The following is a 15,625-nucleotide window of genomic DNA, read 5'->3' as shown; positions in this document are numbered from 1 at the left end:
GTGGTCCACGCAACAGTTGTGAAGCGTGGCCTCAGTGCTTGAGGTTCATCTTCTGGAGGATGGTGGCTGCCATTTCCTCCACGGACACGCTGGCCGAATTGAGGTACGGGATCCCGTGGGACACGTACAGCCGTTCGGCGCTGCGCAGTTCGAAGCCGCACTGCCGCAGTGACGCGTAGGGCGAGCCGCGGCGGCGTTCGGTGCGGACCTGACTCAGGCGCAGGGGATTGGTGGTGAGGCCGAAACACTTGGAAACGAAAGGCCGCAGGGGCTTGGGGAGTCCCTCGCGTTCAAAGTCCTCGTCCACCAGCGGGAAGTTCGCGGCGAAGATGCCGTGCTGCAGCGCCAGGTACATGGTGGTGGGCGTCTTACCGCAGCGGGACGGGGCCACCAGGATGACCTGCGCCTTCTCAAGCGCGCGCAGGCTCTGCCCGTCGTCGTGCTCCATGGCGTATTCGACGGCGGCCATCCGGGACTGGTAGCGGGCTGCGTTGCCCAGGCCGTGGGCCCGGCCGGGTTCCCCGCTGGCTTGCGTCCCCAAGGCCTGCTCCAACTGCCCGACGTGGGTCCCGATCAGATCCACGATGATCCCCTTGCAGGTGCCCAGCGTCTGCCGGATGTCGCTGCCGACGGCGGTGGAGAAGACGATCGGCTGCTGGCCCGTGGCCGCGAGGTTGTCGATGACCCTGACGACGGCGCGCGCCTGGTCGACGGTGGTGATGAAGGGGACCGTGATGCGGTCATATTCGTTTGCGGGGAACTGCGTCAGCAGGGTGTTGCCGAGCGTTTCCGCGGTGATGCCCGTACTGTCCGAAAGGAAGTAGACCGGGCGGGGAGCGTCATTGGTCATGAACGCATTGTGCACCAGCGGGGGCCGCGCGGTCTTCCATGACGCATGCGGCCGCCGCCGGGGTGCCGGCCGGACTGCGGGGAGTAGGCTGTGACCCACATCGCCAAAGGAGGCCGCATGAGCTACAAATACCGGACCGTCAGGGTCCGCGGTACGGACCTGGTCGGCACCATTGCGCGCAGGCACGGGGGCGCGCCCGAAATCTACGAGACCTCGAAGGACCCGAGTACTTCTGTGGTTCCCGTGTTCTTTCCGGAAACCGGCGAGATCCGCTTCTTCGACCGGTCGGTGCTGGAGGACGTTGTCAGCCCCGCGGGCTAGGAGCAGCGGCTGGCGTGACCTAGTGCGCGTTGTCCGCCCCTGGGTCGGGCTGGTCCGCTGTGGACTCGCGGAAGACCAGAATTGGGCAGTGGGCATGGTGGACCGCCTGGGTGGACACGGAACCAAGCAACAGCCCCGTGAAGCCGCCGTGGCCGCGTGAGCCAACGGCAACGACGTCGGCGTCCCGCGAAGCGTCCACGAGCACCGCGGCGGCGCTGCCCTGAACAATGCGTCCGTTGATCTGAACGCCCTGGCCCCGGACCCGGGCAAGTTCCTCATCGAGAATTGACTGGGCGTCGGTCTGGAACACCTCGTAGTCCCAGGCCTGGCCGAGGGCGTCGGTGACATAAGGGAAGTGCCAGGCCGTGAGGGCCAGCACTTCACCGCCGCGAGCCTTGGCTTCCTCAACAGCCCAGTCCATTGCCGCCCGGGACTGCTCGGAACCGTCCACGCCAACCACGATTCTGTAGCTCTCGTTTCCGGCCATATGCCTTCCTTCCAAATGCCAGGCCCGATGCCGGGCGGTGCAGTGATTCCTCATCCTGACAGCGCCGCACCCGGGCCGGGAGTGCCATTGGGCACGGATCCCGCACGCGGTCCCGGTCCTGGGTGACAGTGGAGGCCGGCCGGATAGGCTGAGGACATGCCCGCTTCTCCGCTGGTCGCTGTCTGTGGCCCCGCCTCGTGGAACCACCTCATCCTCCTCGACCACCTCCCGGACCCTGTTCCGCACATGCAGTTCGCCCGCCGCGCCTGGCACACGGTGGGAGGCACCTCGGCGGGCAAGGCCTTGCACCTGGCGGATCTCGGCGTCCAGGTGCGCTTGTGTTCGCCCTTGGGCGCGGACGACGCCGGCGGCCGGGTGCGCGACGCCCTCGCCACGGCCGGCGTCACCATCGAAGCGATTGCGTCGGACCGCACCGAGCGTCACGTCAACCTCATGACCGACGGCGGCGGCCGGGTATCGCTCTACGTTTCGGTGCCCTCCCCGCCGGCGGACGACGACCTCGACGCTGCCGCGGCAATAGTGGCTGCAGCCGAAGTTGCCGTGATTGACCTGAGCGAACTTGGCTTGTTGTTGCTCGAGCGCGACGAGGTCCGGCAAACACCGCTGTGGGTGGACCTTCATGACTTCGACGGATCGTCCGCGTTCCATCAGCCATTCCTGCGGGCGGCCGATACCGTATTTATGAACGACGACCGGACCGACGATCCCTGGGAGCTGATGCGCTCCTGCCTCGCCCGGGGCCCCCGCCTGGCTGTGTGCACCCGCGGGGCAGAGGGTGCGGTAGCGCTGGAAGCGGACGGGACGCGGCATGAGGTCGCTGCTGTTCCCGCGGATGTGGTGGACACCAACGGTGCCGGCGATGCGTTCATGGCCGGGTTCCTGGGCGCGAGCCTGCAGGGCGCGTCCGTGACTGAGTCCCTCAAGGCGGCGGCCGTCCAGGCCCGCGTCGCCATTGAGAGTGAGCATCTGCACCCCGTCCTCGGGGGCTGATTCGCTGGCGCCCGATCCCGGGTTGGCAGTAGCCAGGTGCCTGCCAGCGGGACCGGCTTAGAGGCCGGTCGGGAACTTAAACGTTGCGGGCATCGGCTCCGGGGCCGTCCCGTGGAACAGGACGACTTCATCGTGGGCTTTCAGGACGACAGCTTGGGCCGGCCCCGCCTGCTTGGCGCCGTTCACAGCGACGGACCAATCCGAGATGGGTGCATGCGCGGTCCCGGGCTTGCCGGTGCCGTCCAGGACACCCCATTCGGTCAAGAGCTGGCCAAGCGTGTAGGTAGCCCCGGCGACCGGCGCCTCAATGTGGATGATGCCGGTCTCGTCATGTGTGTGCAGCGCCGAGATGCCGTTGGGTTGGCCGGCTGCGGTGAAGCTGAAGCCGATGTCCGCCGGGACAGGAACAGGCTTGCCGTCCACGAAAACGTCCAGATGGGCGTGGAAGTGCTCGGCTGCGCCCTCCTCGTTGAGGACCGCCAGGCCTGCCGCTTTGATCCGTTCGGCTCCGCCCTTGGGGTTCAGCTCCCAGCCCGTGGTCGGAGCCGCGGCTGCGGCGGATGAGGTGGCGCTCGCGGCCGGGGCGGTCGGGCTCGGAGCAGGGGCGGCGGTCGAACATCCCGAGACGGACAGGCAGGCAGCGCCCAGCATCACGGAAAGCGGGAGGAGCTTCTTCACAAGGGCTTCCTTCATTCGGGAGCAGGGGCAACGGTGGATCTGTGCGGGGGAGGCGAGAGGTGTTCGTGACTCCTAAGCCTACGTGGCAGGATCTTCCAGTCGTTTGCCATGGCAGGGGGCGGCCCCCGGGACGGGGTTTGGCCGGACGAGGCTGGACAACTCGACGCTGGTGCCTCTGTCAGCCACGTTGTCGAGGTCCGGAACGGTGACGCCAACGTGGTCGAACCGCACGATTCGTGTCATGAGCGGCACCCCCAAATGATCGTTTCTGGATGGTCTAGGCCGGCGTCTACGGTGAACTTTGCGGCGGAGTCGCGGTGCGAGGAAAGGCCCTATTGCGGGGGTGAGGTTATCCCTTGCCTTGGGCCGCGGGAGGTACGAAGATGAGCGCAGAATCAGCATTTCATCCGCAATCAATTCAAGGGAGATTCTCATGTTGCTTTGGATAGCCATCATTATTGCTGTTCTCTGGCTTCTGGGCTTGATCGGGAACATTGGCGGCGGGTTCATTCACCTGCTTCTGGTGATCGCCGTCGTGGTCCTGATCTTCCACTTCATCCGCGGAAGGTCGCGCACATAGAGGCCGATCCCGAGCAATCCTGCCCACGGCGTCTTGCTGCCCGCAAATTCAACAGGCCTCACGTCTACGTCAGCCGTGGGCAGGTCCACGCACCTGCCACACCAGCAAGTACGCCGCGGCTGATCCTGGTGTTGGCGCTGCTCGGCCGCGAGCTTCGTCGGAAAGTCGCAGGCAATATTGAGAGCCTGCCGGGCGGCCATCTAGTGGATATGGAACGTGGCGAGTCTCCAGTAGATGAGGGCGTTGCGAACGCCGGTCAGGGCCTGGAGCGTATGGGGTCCGGTTCCGTGCATCAGGATGACGCCGCTCGCACGAACCCGCGGGGTGGTGCGGTCGCCGAATTGCACGCGGCGGATGATGGTGCCGGCTGATGAGCCGTCCCAATCGCGCGTGTCAACGGTCCAATAGGCGGGGCGGCATCCTGCACGGGCCAGGGCGTTGTAAACCCTGAGGCTGAACGCGCCGGCACCATAAGGTGGCCGACAGAGCTTGGGTGACGTGGTGGGTATGACGCTGCCGTACCGGTGGACCTCGGTATAGATCTGGTTGGCGGTCATGCGTGAGTAGTCGCGGTGGTCAAAGCTGTGATTGCCCAGCAGTTGACCGGCCCTGGATATCTGCGTGCGATAGGTCGGGTGGGCGAGCATGCATTGGCCGGTGAAGAAGAATATGGCTTGGACGTTATAGTGACGCAGCCAGTTCAGGAGTCCGGTGAGACGAACCTGGGTGGCGCAGTCGTCGAAGGTTAGTCGCACTCTTGGCCCGTGATAGTACAGATGCAGGATCTCGGAACGTTCGGCAGATGACATCTGGGATGCATATGGTGCCGGCGGCATGGGGTTGGTGACTTTCTGGATCACATCCGGTTGTGCCGCGGCCCAGCTCGGCGCCGGAGCGCTGAAGCCGACAATGACCAGTAGGGCTACGACGATCGGTCGCCAAACCTTCATTGGCAGTCCCCTTTTCCGCAACTGGGAATGAACTGCGATGAGCACGAGGCAGAGATCGGAGCATTCCCGGATTTGAGTGTCCCCCCGTCACCGACGCCGCAATAGGGTCAAGGGTCCTTTCCCAGGAACTGAGGCCCGGGTAGCGCCGAAGGGACGGCGGCCCGGAGATCGGCTTTTGAGGCGGAGCTGAAGCGCAAAGTCGGCGTGCGGCCCGGGCCTGCGGAATCAAGTTTTGGCCTAATCATTGCCAATGAGCCAGTCGCGGGAAAGCAAAAGGCCCCTGCTTCCCTTGTAAGTAAAGGGAAGCAGGGGCCTAGCTACGTGGCGGTGACGGTGGGATTTGAACCCATTTCATCGTTCCCGCAGTTTCGCGGAAAATCCTGAAAAACCTTGGTTTTCCAGCTAAACGGAGGACTCTTGGTCACACTCTCCAACTGTTGAAAACACCACTTCACAGCGATTCCTTTGCCAATTCTTTGCCAAGGGACCGATCCCGTCGGGCCGGGTCGAGTCCGCTGGCCACGGTGATCAAGTCCGTCCTTGAACAGATGTGGGGGCGGAATCCGGTGACGCGTTCAGGACCGGACCGGGCGGCCCCTCGTTCTCCCTCTCTGCCAGCCCGGGATCGCGGCGTCAAATTGGGCGGCCTGTCAGGGGGAGGGTATCTTCTCTTAGCTTCTGCCTTTGCCCGTGGATCCACGCTCCGAGGGCGTGGTCTTGTTCGGTGCTGGATTCCCCTGTCGCAACTACCCGGCCTTTGATCGCAACAGGGGCGAGGATCCTCCCGTGGGCCGCGCGGTACCGCTGCACAGCATAAAGTTTGAACTCAAAAGAGAACACCCGTCGTGTTGGCTTGGCCACCAGTGTCGTACTTCCGCGTGTCCGCCATCGACCACATAAACGTTTATGGCACCTCTACCTACTCCGATTCGAGTCGCTACCGCCAAAGCACCCCAACGGGTTTCAAACTTTGCTACCGCGGCCTCGCGCTGCTCCTCGGACAACGAACTTCGACAATGCATAAAACTGCTCCCCGAAAGTCAGAACTGATTTCTCAATCCAACTTTCGGGGAGCAGCTCACATTGTGCCGTCCCTCTTCTCGTTATGCCGAGAAGAGGTAGGGAGCGTCAGCTGGCCGGGCCCTTCCCAGAACCGTGATCGGGGTCCCCGGCGCGGCCCCTACGTGCCGCGCGGGCAATGAGGAAGACCACCGCGCCGGTGATCAGGAAAGGCAGGATGACCAATAAATGCCACACCTCGAGTCTCATAAGTTCCCCCATTTCTCAGAGTCACCATTTCGACGCAGCCTACCCTGCCCGGCGCGAGCTACCCCGTGACCACCACGCCCAAAAGACGACGGCCTCCAACCCATTCAGGGGCGCAATGAAGACATCGCCCGCAGACGGCCTGGCGATGTCCAGTCGAGGACTACCAGCGCCAGCGCTCCGGCTACGGCAACTGTGAACACCACAGCCAGAAACAACAGGAGTTTGCGGGGCAGCACAGGCTTGCTACTGCTGGCCGGGCAGACCGGCAGCTCGCGCGGAAAGAATTGCTCTGGATCCGAAGACAGCACCGGCAAGAAGGAGAATGACGGCGGACCCGATCAGGTACCAAACTCCGTCGGAAGTCAGTGCGGTGTATACGCCGATGAGAGAGAAAATAACTGCCCCCAGCGACCAAATGAGCGTTGCCCTCTTGGTGTAATTCATGCGCCTAGCTTAGGCCAAGGATAAGAACGGGCGTCCGCTGGCGCGGCCGGCTGTTGGGTCCAGTGCTGTCCGTCGCAGGGCTCCGGCCTGCCTTGGCCCTGTCTGTCTACGACGATGCTCCTATAGGCGTCAAATGTGGATGGTGCCCGGAGCCTGGGGGCTCCGGACCCCGTGTTCCCGCCGACCGTTTGGCTCGGAGCCCGATAGTGCGGCGCGGCTCATGTGTTAGGAGGTTTTCGTTGCAGCTCGCCGCACTTAGGCTAATGTCGCCACATGGAGCCCATTCGCCGATTCCCATCTGCTCTTTATACAACTGCCCTCGAGTCCTGGTCGTTTCTCGACTTCGCTGGCAAAAGTCCCCTCTTCACGTCACCCTTTGGAGACGTCTTTCTCCAGGCAGAAAACGGCTTCTGGTTTCTGGATGTGCTTGCAGGCGAACTGCGCCATCAATGGTCGAACGAGGGTGAGTTAAACGCCGAACTGAACTCTCGTGCAGGGCAGAATGAGTATTTGATGATCAGTTTGGCCAGCCAGGCTGAGAGCTCTGGTCTGCAACCAGACGACGGCGAGGTCTACAGCTTCCGCATTCCGCCCGTGCTGGGAGGTGCAACCGACGTCAGTAATATCGAAGTCACTGACTTTGTCGTGGCCTTGGACATCGCCGGACAAGTCCACAAACAAGTTCTGACGCTTCCGCCCGGTACTCCAATAAGCGGCATCTCTCTGTCGTAATTATTGACCTCGTCAACCCAGGATCGCGGTTGTTCGCTCGGTCAGCCATTGGCGGTAGGACGTGGCGAGGTCGTCGTTTCGGAGGAGGCCGCGTTCCAGACGCGACAGGATGGACACGCATTGGCCAAGTTCGCCGGCTACGGTCGTGATGGTGATCCCGAGTTCGGTCCGCATTTGTCGGAGGTCGGAGTTGTTGCCGACCGGACAAGGCTCTTCAGATGAAGCAGGCACCAGAATACGGAGTGGTGGGTGACTTTCGGGCTTTCTGGGGTGCAGAGCGATAGCCGCCCGTTGGAGGATCGTTGATCGGCCGCTCAGCCGGTGTTAGCGTGAGGGCGATTGGGGGAGGAACAGTGTTATTGCTCGGGTGGGGCTTGTTGGAGCGTTTTGTCCAGGCCGACGTTGCGATCCGCACGACGGCCGGCGCGGGTGTGCCTCCGGTAACGGCTCTCGTTCTCGTTGCTCTGGTCGTTGCCCTGGCAATCCTCATGGCGCGTACCTTCCACGCGCTTCTCTGCACCCTTCCGGCTCCAGGGGTCCACTCTGTCGCCCTGGGTCTGCGTGATCTAAACGGTCCAGGCTTCCTGTCTTTGGTTCTATCCGCACCCGTCGGTGGGACAGGTCCCCGCGCTCCGGGCGGACGTCCCCGTCGCCCCGGGAGCCTCCACGCAGCCCTCTAGAATCCGACTCCGACTGATTCCGGCACTCTAGCCGTACACGGCTGGAACGTGCCTCCGCGCTGCTTGCGCTGCCCCTCCCGGACGACCCTCAGAACACATCTCTGACTGCCGCCATAAGGAGCTCATCGCCATGTCCCCCGAGACCCTTTTCTCCTCACTCCCACTCCGAAGGAAGCCTCCGAGGTACCGCTGGCCGGCGCGCCGCCGCCTTGGACTGCTGTGGAGGCTCGCCCGTCGGCTCTCTCGCCGTGTGACTATGCGAGCCACTCTGTTCGGCGGGTGGGTCTGGTTCGCGGCCGGCTCGCTGGTTGGATTCGAGGCGTTCGACATCGTCTTCGGCACGTTCGCCCTCGCCCCGGAGCTGCTCCCGCTCGTCATCCTCGGGCTCGCACTGACCTGGTATTTCCGCGGTCAGTTTCGAAGGTTTTCGACGCGTGCCCGGGCGTATCGGCGCCTGCGACGCCTACGTGCCGATCGCAGCTGACTCTGCCGGCAGGCCCATGGTTCTGCGGACGCCTTGGCGCCCGATAGGGGATCCGTCAGCGGGGCGGGTGACAGGGCATTAGCCTTCCGCAATGTCCCTGAGGGTCTGCGTGTGGCCCGCCCAGGCCTCGTGTCCGTTCGCGGTCAGGCTGGCTGAGGTTCTCGGCAGCTTGCCTGCGAAACTCTTTTTGATCTTCACGTAGTCCGCCTGTTCCAATGCGGACAGTTGCTTACTGAGGACGGAATCGCTGACCTGGATGGCATCGCGGAGGTCCTTGAAGTCCAGAGATTCCGCACGAGCCAGCGCGGCCATGATGGAAAAACGGATGGGCGAGCTGAAGAGTTCGTTGAGCTTGTGACGGGGATGATCCGCGGAAGTGCTCATGCGCGCAGTTCGCGGAAGGCTGCGGCCAGGCCAATGCCGGCCAGGGCAATGGCGGCGGGAATATAGAACCACAGGTTGCCGTCGGGGAAGAGACTTACCCCCAAGCCCAGAGCAACCGCGTATAGGGCGAAATAGGCGAACAGGGATGTCAGGAACCGTTTCGTATATCCGGCTTTTGTTGAGGTCTGAAACATCGGCCAGATGCTTGCAGTCGCGGCGGCCCAAACTGCAACAGACGTGGCCATCAGCGGCGCGCCGTATCCGGTGTGGGACACGATCTGCAGGCCGACCATCAGCATCGAACCCAGGATCGCCAGGCTGGTGAAGATCATGGCCACTGGCCAAGCCGCGGCATTGGTCGATGCGGCGCCGATCGAATCGGCGCGGGCCAGAAGCTCTTGTGCCTCTTCCGGCGATGGGCTGTCCGTTGTCTCGTCCATGACGGGTTCTCCTGCTACTGGCGGTTGGTTGCATGAGTCTAGGAAAGTACTTTCCACCCTGTCAAGTACTTTCCATTTAGCGATTCGGATCGTTCTCGTGAAGGCACTGCCAGCAGCCGGTCGGACCAGGGTCAAACCTGGTGCGTTCCAGCCTGACACCTCTACCGTGCATGCACGGTAGAGGATCCGCTTACGGGCTCAAATCCTCAGCTTGAGCGAGAAGGACGTCCGATATGCTCACTCCGAACGGGCTGCCGAACAGCCCAGACCTTGGGGGAAGACATGGATCACAAGACGAAGCTATTGATCGCGGGCGCTGGGATTGCCGGCTTGAGCGCACTGACACAACTTCTGTTCGTCATAACCAAGCTCCCTGTCATCTTTTGGTCAGATCTTCTGGGCGGAATCGCCGCAGCCATCGTCATTGCAATTTTCCTGGTCCTTCTCCGTGGTCGCCTTCGGCGGTCGGCATAAGGGCCTCAGCGGCTGACACGTCTGATGACCAAGTGTCCCGTCGAGGGATAAGAGATCGGACTCATTGATGGCTATGACTTCTCTGACCAAGGCCCGGTTGAGGAAATCGACATTGATCGTTCTCGTGGTCACGATTGTTGCTTTGGTGGTGGCCCTCGCTATCCGGGAGTCGGACAACGGGTCCTCCCCATTGCTGACCATCATCTATCAGGGCCTCGGGGCCATTGCGGGACTGGGCACAGCCTTCGTGGTGGTCTTTGTTCCCCTGTATGCGTGGCAGGAAAGCCGCAAGAACCAACGCGAAGACGATCGTTCTCAGTGAACGGCGCGTCCCTAAGCCGATCGCTATTCGGCCGAGAATGGGGCCAACCGGTAGTGCTGTTTTCGGCGCGCGGCGACGGGCAAAGTGAGGGGAAGGCTTTACTAGGTAGGACTTGTGTCCCGTCGTCCCTGTTTGGCAGGTCAGCTTAGCCGTGACGCGTCAGCTTGTAGTGAAGGCGGACGGCGACGGCTGAATGAAGGCGAATGACGTGATCGGTTCGAAGGACACCGTCGTCATCAACGTATAGCCGGAAGGTCTCATGCAGCGGAACACGTGCCGCATGTACAACGCCCCTACGGCTCACCGTGATGTAGGCGCCGTCCGTGCCGAACGAGCCACGCGTGGAAAGCAGTTCGAGCGAACCGTCGGACAGGGCGCGCGGCCGCAGGAAGACCTGCACGTTGCCTGACTCCAGGGGAAAGCTCACGTGCACGCTCGGTTGCGTGGTTTCAGGCAGCGTCGTCACGCGGTAGTAGCCGCTGTACACGTACGCTCCCGTGGATCGAAGGGTCCGGATCCATCCCGCGCCTAACTGACGCCCGTCCGAGGCAACTACTGCGGCAATGTCACTGTCTATCCCGTAGGCGGCCTCAAGAGGTCGGGTGGGAATGGTCAGCTGCTGGACGCGTCGGCCGAAATAGCGGGCGATGACCTCGCCGCCGGGCCGGAAAAGCGGGTTCCACTCCGTCCAGACCTCCATGCTCCAGCAGGATGTGTGCTCATAGAAGTCACGGATATGGGGATGGACCGCGGCAGCACGAAATTGAGGACCGTCCAACGCAGCGAACTCCGGGAGCAGTCCCGCATCGGGCTGATCGCGCACGATCAGGCCGTTGATGGCAGCCGCCGTGTCGGTGAGCCAGTTATCGCCGATGACGGAATCGCTATGCATTGGTGCGCTGAGCCATGCCTGGTTGCCGCTCAGATCGACACGGCGGCCCGACACGCGCCAGATTGCTCGAGTCATCCGGTCTACTCGGTTCATCACATCAGGCACTTGAGGAGTCTGTCACAGGACAGGCTCTCCTTCTGCGAAGGGAACAGCTAAGCCGTCCCCCACAAGTAGATCCCTTTGCGGGCAATCCATCGGCATAACGGCAAGGTCCCAGGCCTGCGGTCTCTCAACTCTTACGTGCGGCCACGGGCCGGCCCACAGCCAGATCAACGACGACCAAAACCGACGCACCCAAGGTAGCGAAGGAGAAGATGACGGCAACGATCAGCAGTGACCGTGGAAGGATCACCGGACTAGGAACGGCCAGGATTTTCAGCCGCGCGAATGGTCAGGATTGCTTTTGAAGCAAAGACAATACCGGCCAGAAGAAGAATGACGGCCGAGAGCACCAGATACCAGGTGCCACCGGATGTCATCGAGGTATAGACGCCCAGGAGAGAAAAAATAACTGCCCCCAGCGACCAAATGAGCGTAGCTCTCTTGGAGTTATTCATGAGCCCAGCCTAGGCCAAAGACCAGAGCGGGCGTCCGCTGGCGCGGCCGGCTGTGGGTCCAGTGCCGGCTCCGCAAGGCTCCGACGGCCCTGGCCCTGTTCTGTCTAAGACCTTTTGGCTGCTGTCCTGTCGGATTGTACGTGCCCGCTCCGGCCCGTCTAGCCCCTCCTTCGTCGTGGCCTGCGGCGAGGAATTCTTCGACGGCGCTCCTTCGTCGCTGATTTCCTTACGAAGATTTCCGCCCCTTGCCCTGCGGGTAGACAGGCCTCCGTCGGCCACAGCTCCGCAAGCTTCGCCAGCAGCCAAAACAACGGGGGAGAAGGGGAAGCTGGCCGGTCACCTAAACCGCCCCACTCACCGGCAATATCTTGGTCACCGCCCGCATCCGTTTCCAGCCGCTTGACAGACATAGAAGCGTCGGGGGGAGAGGGGAAGCTGGCCGGTCACCTGAGCCGCCCCACCCACCGGAATCCTCTGCAAAAGGAGCAACACCATGAACACCACACCCACCCTCGAAATGCTCGACCCGGCCACCCTGACCGTGGACATCAACGTCCGCAAGGACGCCGCCCTGACGCCCGATTTCATTGCCAGCATCAAAGAGCACGGCGTGATGGAACCCGTCATCGCCCACCGCAAGGACGACGGCGTGGTGCACGTCCTGATGGGACAGCGCCGCACCCGCGCGGCCGTTGAAGCCGGACGCGCCAGCATCCCGGTGATGATCATTGAGTCCCCCGAGGAAGCCGAACGGATCGTGACGCAGGTCGTGGAGAACATCCAGCGCGCCGAACTGACCGAAGCGGACGAGGCCGACGCCTACCACCAGTTGTCCCTGATCGGGGTCTCAGCCGCCGCGATCGCCAAGAAGACCGGGCGGACCAAGACCACCGTGGAAGGTGCGTTGAAGGCCAAGTCCTCGAGCGCCGGAGCCGCCGCCCTGGGCAAGGGATACACCATAGATGAAGCGCTCATCATGGCCGAATTTGAAGGGAGCCAGGACGCCACGGAGGAGTTGGAGTCCGTGATCGCGGACGAACCCGATCAGCTCGTGCACGTCGCGCAGATGCTCCGGGACCGCCGCGACCGTGCCGCCGCCCTCGCCGCCCTCATCGCCGAGCTCGAGGCGCAGGGCAAGACCATCGTGGAGGACGCCGGGCACTATGCCAACGAAGAGAACCTGTACGTCTCGGCCGCGAAGCGGGCCGACGGGGAACCGGCCACCGACGAGGACGCCAACTCCTACCTGATCAGCACCGACTACCGGGGCCAGCACAACGCCAACCGGGTCATCACCGGCTGGCAGGACCTGGGCTTCACCCCGAAGTACGAACGCTACGACGGCGGCACGCAGGCCCAGAAAGGCCCGATGACCGAGGAACAGAAAGCCGAGCGGAAGACCCTGATCGCCAATAACCGCGAGATGGAGAGCGCCACGAAGGTCAGGCGTGAATTCGTGAAGACCCTGCTGTCACGGAAGACCGCGCCGAAGGGCTGGCAGTACTTCACCGTCCACGCCATCACCCACGACCCCGAAACGGCCAGCGGCTACGACGGCAAGGTCGCCACCGAGATGATCGGAGCCAAGACCGGAGAGGACACCGACCGGTGGGGCTGGAACCCGTTGCGGGATCACACCGCCAAGACCACCGCACGGCCCGAGTTCTCCCTCATCGCCCTGATCTGCGCCGGGTATGAAAAGACCATTCAGAAAGACTCATGGCGGTCCGCCGAGAAGCGGCACTTCCACTACCTGAACCAGCTCACCGCCTGGGGTTACACGGCAAGTGCCGTGGAGCAGATCATCATCGACAAGCACACCACCGACACCGAGTAAACGGACAGTGAGCCGGGCGACTGTACCCCAGAGGCAGCCGCCCGGCCACTCACCCCAGCAAGGCCAGGAACCTCCCAGAAGTGGGGCGGTCCGCCGCCCAGGGCGAACCAAAGCAGCCACTCACCAGCGACGGACCGCCATTAACCGCGACCACGCAGCAGGCCAGCCAGCACCCGCGGGACCAGGAACAACGAGGTAACCGGCCCGCGGCAGCACCGCAACCATTCAGCTAAGCTGAACCACATATTTCCTTTGCAGAGGGAAACCCAGGAAGGGCCGGCACATCATGTGCCGGCCCTTCCGTTTTGAAGGTCGGCGCAGGGTTTCTGCTAGGAGCGGCCGTCGGGACTGTTTCCAGCCTAATTCGTCAGTTCGGATAGGCCTACCGAAACAGGTGCTTGGCGAGGACCAAAGAGGAACCCTGAATGGGACGTTCGCGCGACACAGCGCCAATTCCGGCCGTACATACGAGGACAGGTGATTGGCTGGGCTGCATGGAAGAGAAGTTTGTGCGCTATGAGGCAAGCATGCCTAACGGCCGCGGATTCCACCCAGGCGTCTTCGCTCTCGCCAACGGCTTGGCCAAGGACGGGAGACTTAGCGCCGAGGACTGGGCATCCTGGCGCAGCGCGAACGATCACTACAACGCCGCATACGCGGACCCTTCGACGGTGGACAGATCCGTCTACGACCGTGCAACCAACCCGTCAGCCCAGTCCTGGTTCAAGCGCACGGCTGCGCATCTGGTGACCGGAGTGGAGTTCTACACGGAACTTCTACATCGCTATGACGTCGGCTGGCGGGTGCTCTACTCAAATGATCCAGGAAAGGTTCTCTACGAAGACGACGTCCAGATCGTTGTCGCACCTCATTAGCGTCGTGACCCATTGGGTTGCTGGCAGCGCGACAGGCTGGCAACATTCAGGGGTCACGTTGAGGGAAACCCTCTGCGGCACGGTCCACTAGGGGATCCCTCTGTGGACACTTGGTGTTCGCGCAGTCAACTTCAAAAGAAGACGTGATCGCCTCGGTCTATCCGACAATAGGTTGAGACGGTTTCAGGAGAAGTTCCATCGCACGTTGGTCGATGGCGATAGTTTTCAAGCGGGAAGCTGTTCCGGGATGGGGTGAAGCAGGCCCGAGGCGCAGGCGCTCACAGATGCATCTAGGGTGGAACCATGGGGGAAGCAACAAGAACTCAGATTTCCGACTGGGTACCGGGCAGCCGTAGAAGATCTCTGATCGCGTGGGCTGCCGTCGCTGCCATCCTTGTCCTTGGTTGGGGTGCGTACGCAGGAACGCTTCGATCCCTGGTGGGTTTTGACGTCGGTTGGCGTGCGATTGTCTGCGACGGCGAATACTTACCAGCGTCCTGTGCGCCGAAGTCAGGATGGCGAAAGTTCGAAATGATAATCACCCTGGCCCAACTCGTTGTCTTTCCTGTGCTCACCTTCAAAGGGGTCAGGTCGGCATCTGGGCCCTGGTTCAACCGCGGCTGGATGCTCTGGGTAGCAGCGGCCCTGCTGATCTGCATCGTCGCGGCGCCCCTGAACAATCCTTACCTCAACTACCTCCCGTAGCCTCCGCCGGTACACCTAGCTTCGCTTCTTGGCTCGTTTGAACCTGGGACGGCACCCTGGAGATGCTTCTTCACTTGAGTAGGCCACCCAGCCCCATAGTCGTCTTGCGATTCAAGACGAATATGAAGGCCACCGGAAAATTCTGGGCCTATTTCCCCGCACCGTGCGCAGGGAACTGTTCGATGACCTTCCCGGTGGATGTGTCCACGATGACGATCGTGTCCCGGGGCCAAGCGGCATCGCGTCTGACTTTGTAGCTGACATCGGAGAGTCGTGTTGGTTGGCCGGCCTCGTTAAGGGTGCGGTTGAAAGCGTCGATGACCTCTCCGGTGTTGGTATCTACCGTTACCGTCTCGCGCGGAAGTCCACTAGCGTCCCCCGATGTCGGCGTCGAATTCCACCACCCCTCGTAACCCCCAATGTGGGATTCTGTACTGGCAGGGGCTTCCTGGGCCGGCGTTGCCGCTGCCTGAACTGCCATCGAGGTGCCCATGGTGGTACTGAGCACCACCAGGCCAGTAGCGGCAAGGTACTTCTTCTTCAATTGACCCCCAAGTTGAAGCTATGCGTGACTGCAGACGCTACCAGAAGCCACCCCAGCTGACGCATGGATCCGCGTGTTAGGCGTACGGTCCGCATGGGTCGGTCAGCAC

At 62.5% G+C, this 15,625-nt stretch carries 21 protein-coding genes; 9 read left to right on the top strand and 12 right to left on the bottom strand.

The features are described from left to right. Positions 1-31: 31 nt before the first annotated feature. Entirely contained in the window at positions 32-850 is an 819-nt protein-coding gene (locus AC1DBL_RS08570) for a pyruvate, water dikinase regulatory protein (RefSeq protein ID WP_441418983.1), read from the bottom strand. Positions 851-967: 117 nt separating this feature from the next. On the opposite strand from AC1DBL_RS08570, the gene AC1DBL_RS08565 reads away from it, so the two are divergent. After that, positions 968-1,171: a hypothetical protein gene (locus tag AC1DBL_RS08565; RefSeq protein WP_069950597.1), complete on the top strand. Its 204-nt coding sequence runs from the start codon at positions 968-970 to the stop codon at positions 1,169-1,171. 19 nt (positions 1,172-1,190) lie between these two features. On the opposite strand, the gene AC1DBL_RS08560 is transcribed toward AC1DBL_RS08565, so the two are convergent. Continuing rightward, the gene (locus AC1DBL_RS08560; RefSeq protein ID WP_476925937.1) at positions 1,191-1,658 is read right to left on the bottom strand and encodes a universal stress protein; all 468 of its coding nucleotides are present in this window, start codon (positions 1,656-1,658) and stop codon (positions 1,191-1,193) included. A 156-nt stretch (positions 1,659-1,814) separates the two neighbouring features. On the opposite strand from AC1DBL_RS08560, the gene AC1DBL_RS08555 reads away from it, so the two are divergent. Then, positions 1,815-2,669 (top strand): carbohydrate kinase family protein, encoded by an 855-nt coding sequence (locus tag AC1DBL_RS08555; protein WP_476925936.1) that lies wholly within the window; start codon positions 1,815-1,817, stop codon positions 2,667-2,669. A 57-nt stretch (positions 2,670-2,726) separates the two neighbouring features. Here AC1DBL_RS08555 and AC1DBL_RS08550 read toward each other — a convergent pair whose 3' ends face one another. Together AC1DBL_RS08550 and AC1DBL_RS08545 are read right to left on the bottom strand one after the other, a co-directional pair. Then, the gene (locus tag AC1DBL_RS08550; RefSeq protein WP_476925935.1) at positions 2,727-3,347 is read right to left on the bottom strand and encodes a hypothetical protein; all 621 of its coding nucleotides are present in this window, start codon (positions 3,345-3,347) and stop codon (positions 2,727-2,729) included. A 78-nt stretch (positions 3,348-3,425) separates the two neighbouring features. Then, positions 3,426-3,590 carry a hypothetical protein gene (locus AC1DBL_RS08545; protein ID WP_476925934.1) on the bottom strand — a complete coding sequence of 55 codons (165 nt, stop codon included), beginning with the start codon at positions 3,588-3,590 and terminating at the stop codon, positions 3,426-3,428. 190 nt (positions 3,591-3,780) lie between these two features. Between AC1DBL_RS08545 and AC1DBL_RS08540 the strand changes: the two genes are divergently transcribed. After that, entirely contained in the window at positions 3,781-3,927 is a 147-nt protein-coding gene (locus AC1DBL_RS08540) for a lmo0937 family membrane protein (protein ID WP_441418987.1), read from the top strand. A 200-nt stretch (positions 3,928-4,127) separates the two neighbouring features. Here AC1DBL_RS08540 and AC1DBL_RS08535 read toward each other — a convergent pair whose 3' ends face one another. The 3 genes from AC1DBL_RS08535 to AC1DBL_RS08525 form a co-directional block, all read right to left on the bottom strand. Further along, positions 4,128-4,877, bottom strand: a complete 750-nt coding sequence (locus AC1DBL_RS08535; protein WP_476925933.1) for a polysaccharide deacetylase family protein — start codon at positions 4,875-4,877, stop codon at positions 4,128-4,130. Positions 4,878-5,510: 633 nt separating this feature from the next. Then, positions 5,511-5,717, bottom strand: coding sequence for a helicase associated domain-containing protein (locus AC1DBL_RS08530; protein WP_476926056.1), 207 nt, complete (start codon positions 5,715-5,717; stop codon positions 5,511-5,513). Positions 5,718-6,389: 672 nt separating this feature from the next. Continuing rightward, entirely contained in the window at positions 6,390-6,590 is a 201-nt protein-coding gene (locus AC1DBL_RS08525; protein WP_476925932.1) for a hypothetical protein, read from the bottom strand. A 273-nt stretch (positions 6,591-6,863) separates the two neighbouring features. Here AC1DBL_RS08525 and AC1DBL_RS08520 point away from each other — a divergent pair, with 273 nt between their 5' ends. Both AC1DBL_RS08520 and AC1DBL_RS08515 read left to right on the top strand, forming a co-directional pair. Further along, positions 6,864-7,322, top strand: coding sequence for a T6SS immunity protein Tdi1 domain-containing protein (locus AC1DBL_RS08520; protein ID WP_476925931.1), 459 nt, complete (start codon positions 6,864-6,866; stop codon positions 7,320-7,322). Positions 7,323-8,258: 936 nt separating this feature from the next. Continuing rightward, positions 8,259-8,486, top strand: a complete 228-nt coding sequence (locus tag AC1DBL_RS08515) for a hypothetical protein (protein ID WP_476925930.1) — start codon at positions 8,259-8,261, stop codon at positions 8,484-8,486. A gap of 78 nt (positions 8,487-8,564) precedes the next feature. On the opposite strand, the gene AC1DBL_RS08510 is transcribed toward AC1DBL_RS08515, so the two are convergent. Both AC1DBL_RS08510 and AC1DBL_RS08505 read right to left on the bottom strand, forming a co-directional pair. Then, positions 8,565-8,870 carry a winged helix-turn-helix domain-containing protein gene (locus tag AC1DBL_RS08510; protein ID WP_476925929.1) on the bottom strand — a complete coding sequence of 102 codons (306 nt, stop codon included), beginning with the start codon at positions 8,868-8,870 and terminating at the stop codon, positions 8,565-8,567. Then, positions 8,867-9,310, bottom strand: coding sequence for a hypothetical protein (locus AC1DBL_RS08505; protein WP_476925928.1), 444 nt, complete (start codon positions 9,308-9,310; stop codon positions 8,867-8,869). The genes AC1DBL_RS08510 and AC1DBL_RS08505 overlap by 4 nt, the downstream gene beginning before the upstream one ends. A 547-nt stretch (positions 9,311-9,857) precedes the next feature. Here AC1DBL_RS08505 and AC1DBL_RS08500 point away from each other — a divergent pair. Further along, positions 9,858-10,106, top strand: a complete 249-nt coding sequence (locus AC1DBL_RS08500; RefSeq protein ID WP_476925927.1) for a hypothetical protein — start codon at positions 9,858-9,860, stop codon at positions 10,104-10,106. Between the two features lie 145 nt (positions 10,107-10,251). Here AC1DBL_RS08500 and AC1DBL_RS08495 read toward each other — a convergent pair whose 3' ends face one another. After that, on the bottom strand, positions 10,252-11,103 hold the full coding sequence (locus tag AC1DBL_RS08495; RefSeq protein ID WP_476925926.1) for a hypothetical protein: 852 nt from the start codon (positions 11,101-11,103) through the stop codon (positions 10,252-10,254). 251 nt (positions 11,104-11,354) lie between these two features. Further along, complete coding sequence (locus tag AC1DBL_RS08490; protein ID WP_476925925.1) at positions 11,355-11,555, bottom strand: hypothetical protein; 201 nt, start codon at positions 11,553-11,555, stop codon at positions 11,355-11,357. Positions 11,556-12,048: 493 nt separating this feature from the next. Here AC1DBL_RS08490 and AC1DBL_RS08485 point away from each other — a divergent pair, with 493 nt between their 5' ends. The 3 genes from AC1DBL_RS08485 (at position 12,049) to AC1DBL_RS08475 (ending at position 14,972) form a co-directional block, all read left to right on the top strand. Further along, positions 12,049-13,392 carry a ParB/RepB/Spo0J family partition protein gene (locus AC1DBL_RS08485; RefSeq protein ID WP_476925924.1) on the top strand — a complete coding sequence of 448 codons (1,344 nt, stop codon included), beginning with the start codon at positions 12,049-12,051 and terminating at the stop codon, positions 13,390-13,392. A gap of 527 nt (positions 13,393-13,919) precedes the next feature. Further along, positions 13,920-14,267 (top strand): hypothetical protein, encoded by a 348-nt coding sequence (locus AC1DBL_RS08480; protein WP_476925923.1) that lies wholly within the window; start codon positions 13,920-13,922, stop codon positions 14,265-14,267. 531 nt (positions 14,268-14,798) lie between these two features. Next, positions 14,799-14,972: a hypothetical protein gene (locus AC1DBL_RS08475; protein ID WP_476925922.1), complete on the top strand. Its 174-nt coding sequence runs from the start codon at positions 14,799-14,801 to the stop codon at positions 14,970-14,972. A gap of 148 nt (positions 14,973-15,120) precedes the next feature. Here the strand turns inward: AC1DBL_RS08475 and AC1DBL_RS08470 are convergent, their stop codons facing one another. Continuing rightward, positions 15,121-15,483, bottom strand: a complete 363-nt coding sequence (locus AC1DBL_RS08470; RefSeq protein ID WP_476925921.1) for a hypothetical protein — start codon at positions 15,481-15,483, stop codon at positions 15,121-15,123. Positions 15,484-15,625: the final 142 nt, after the last annotated feature.

Source organism: Arthrobacter sp. 10T44 (assembly GCF_056393885.1).
Note: the sequence above shows the minus strand (reverse complement) of the source record. Positions and strands in the feature narration are given on the sequence as shown.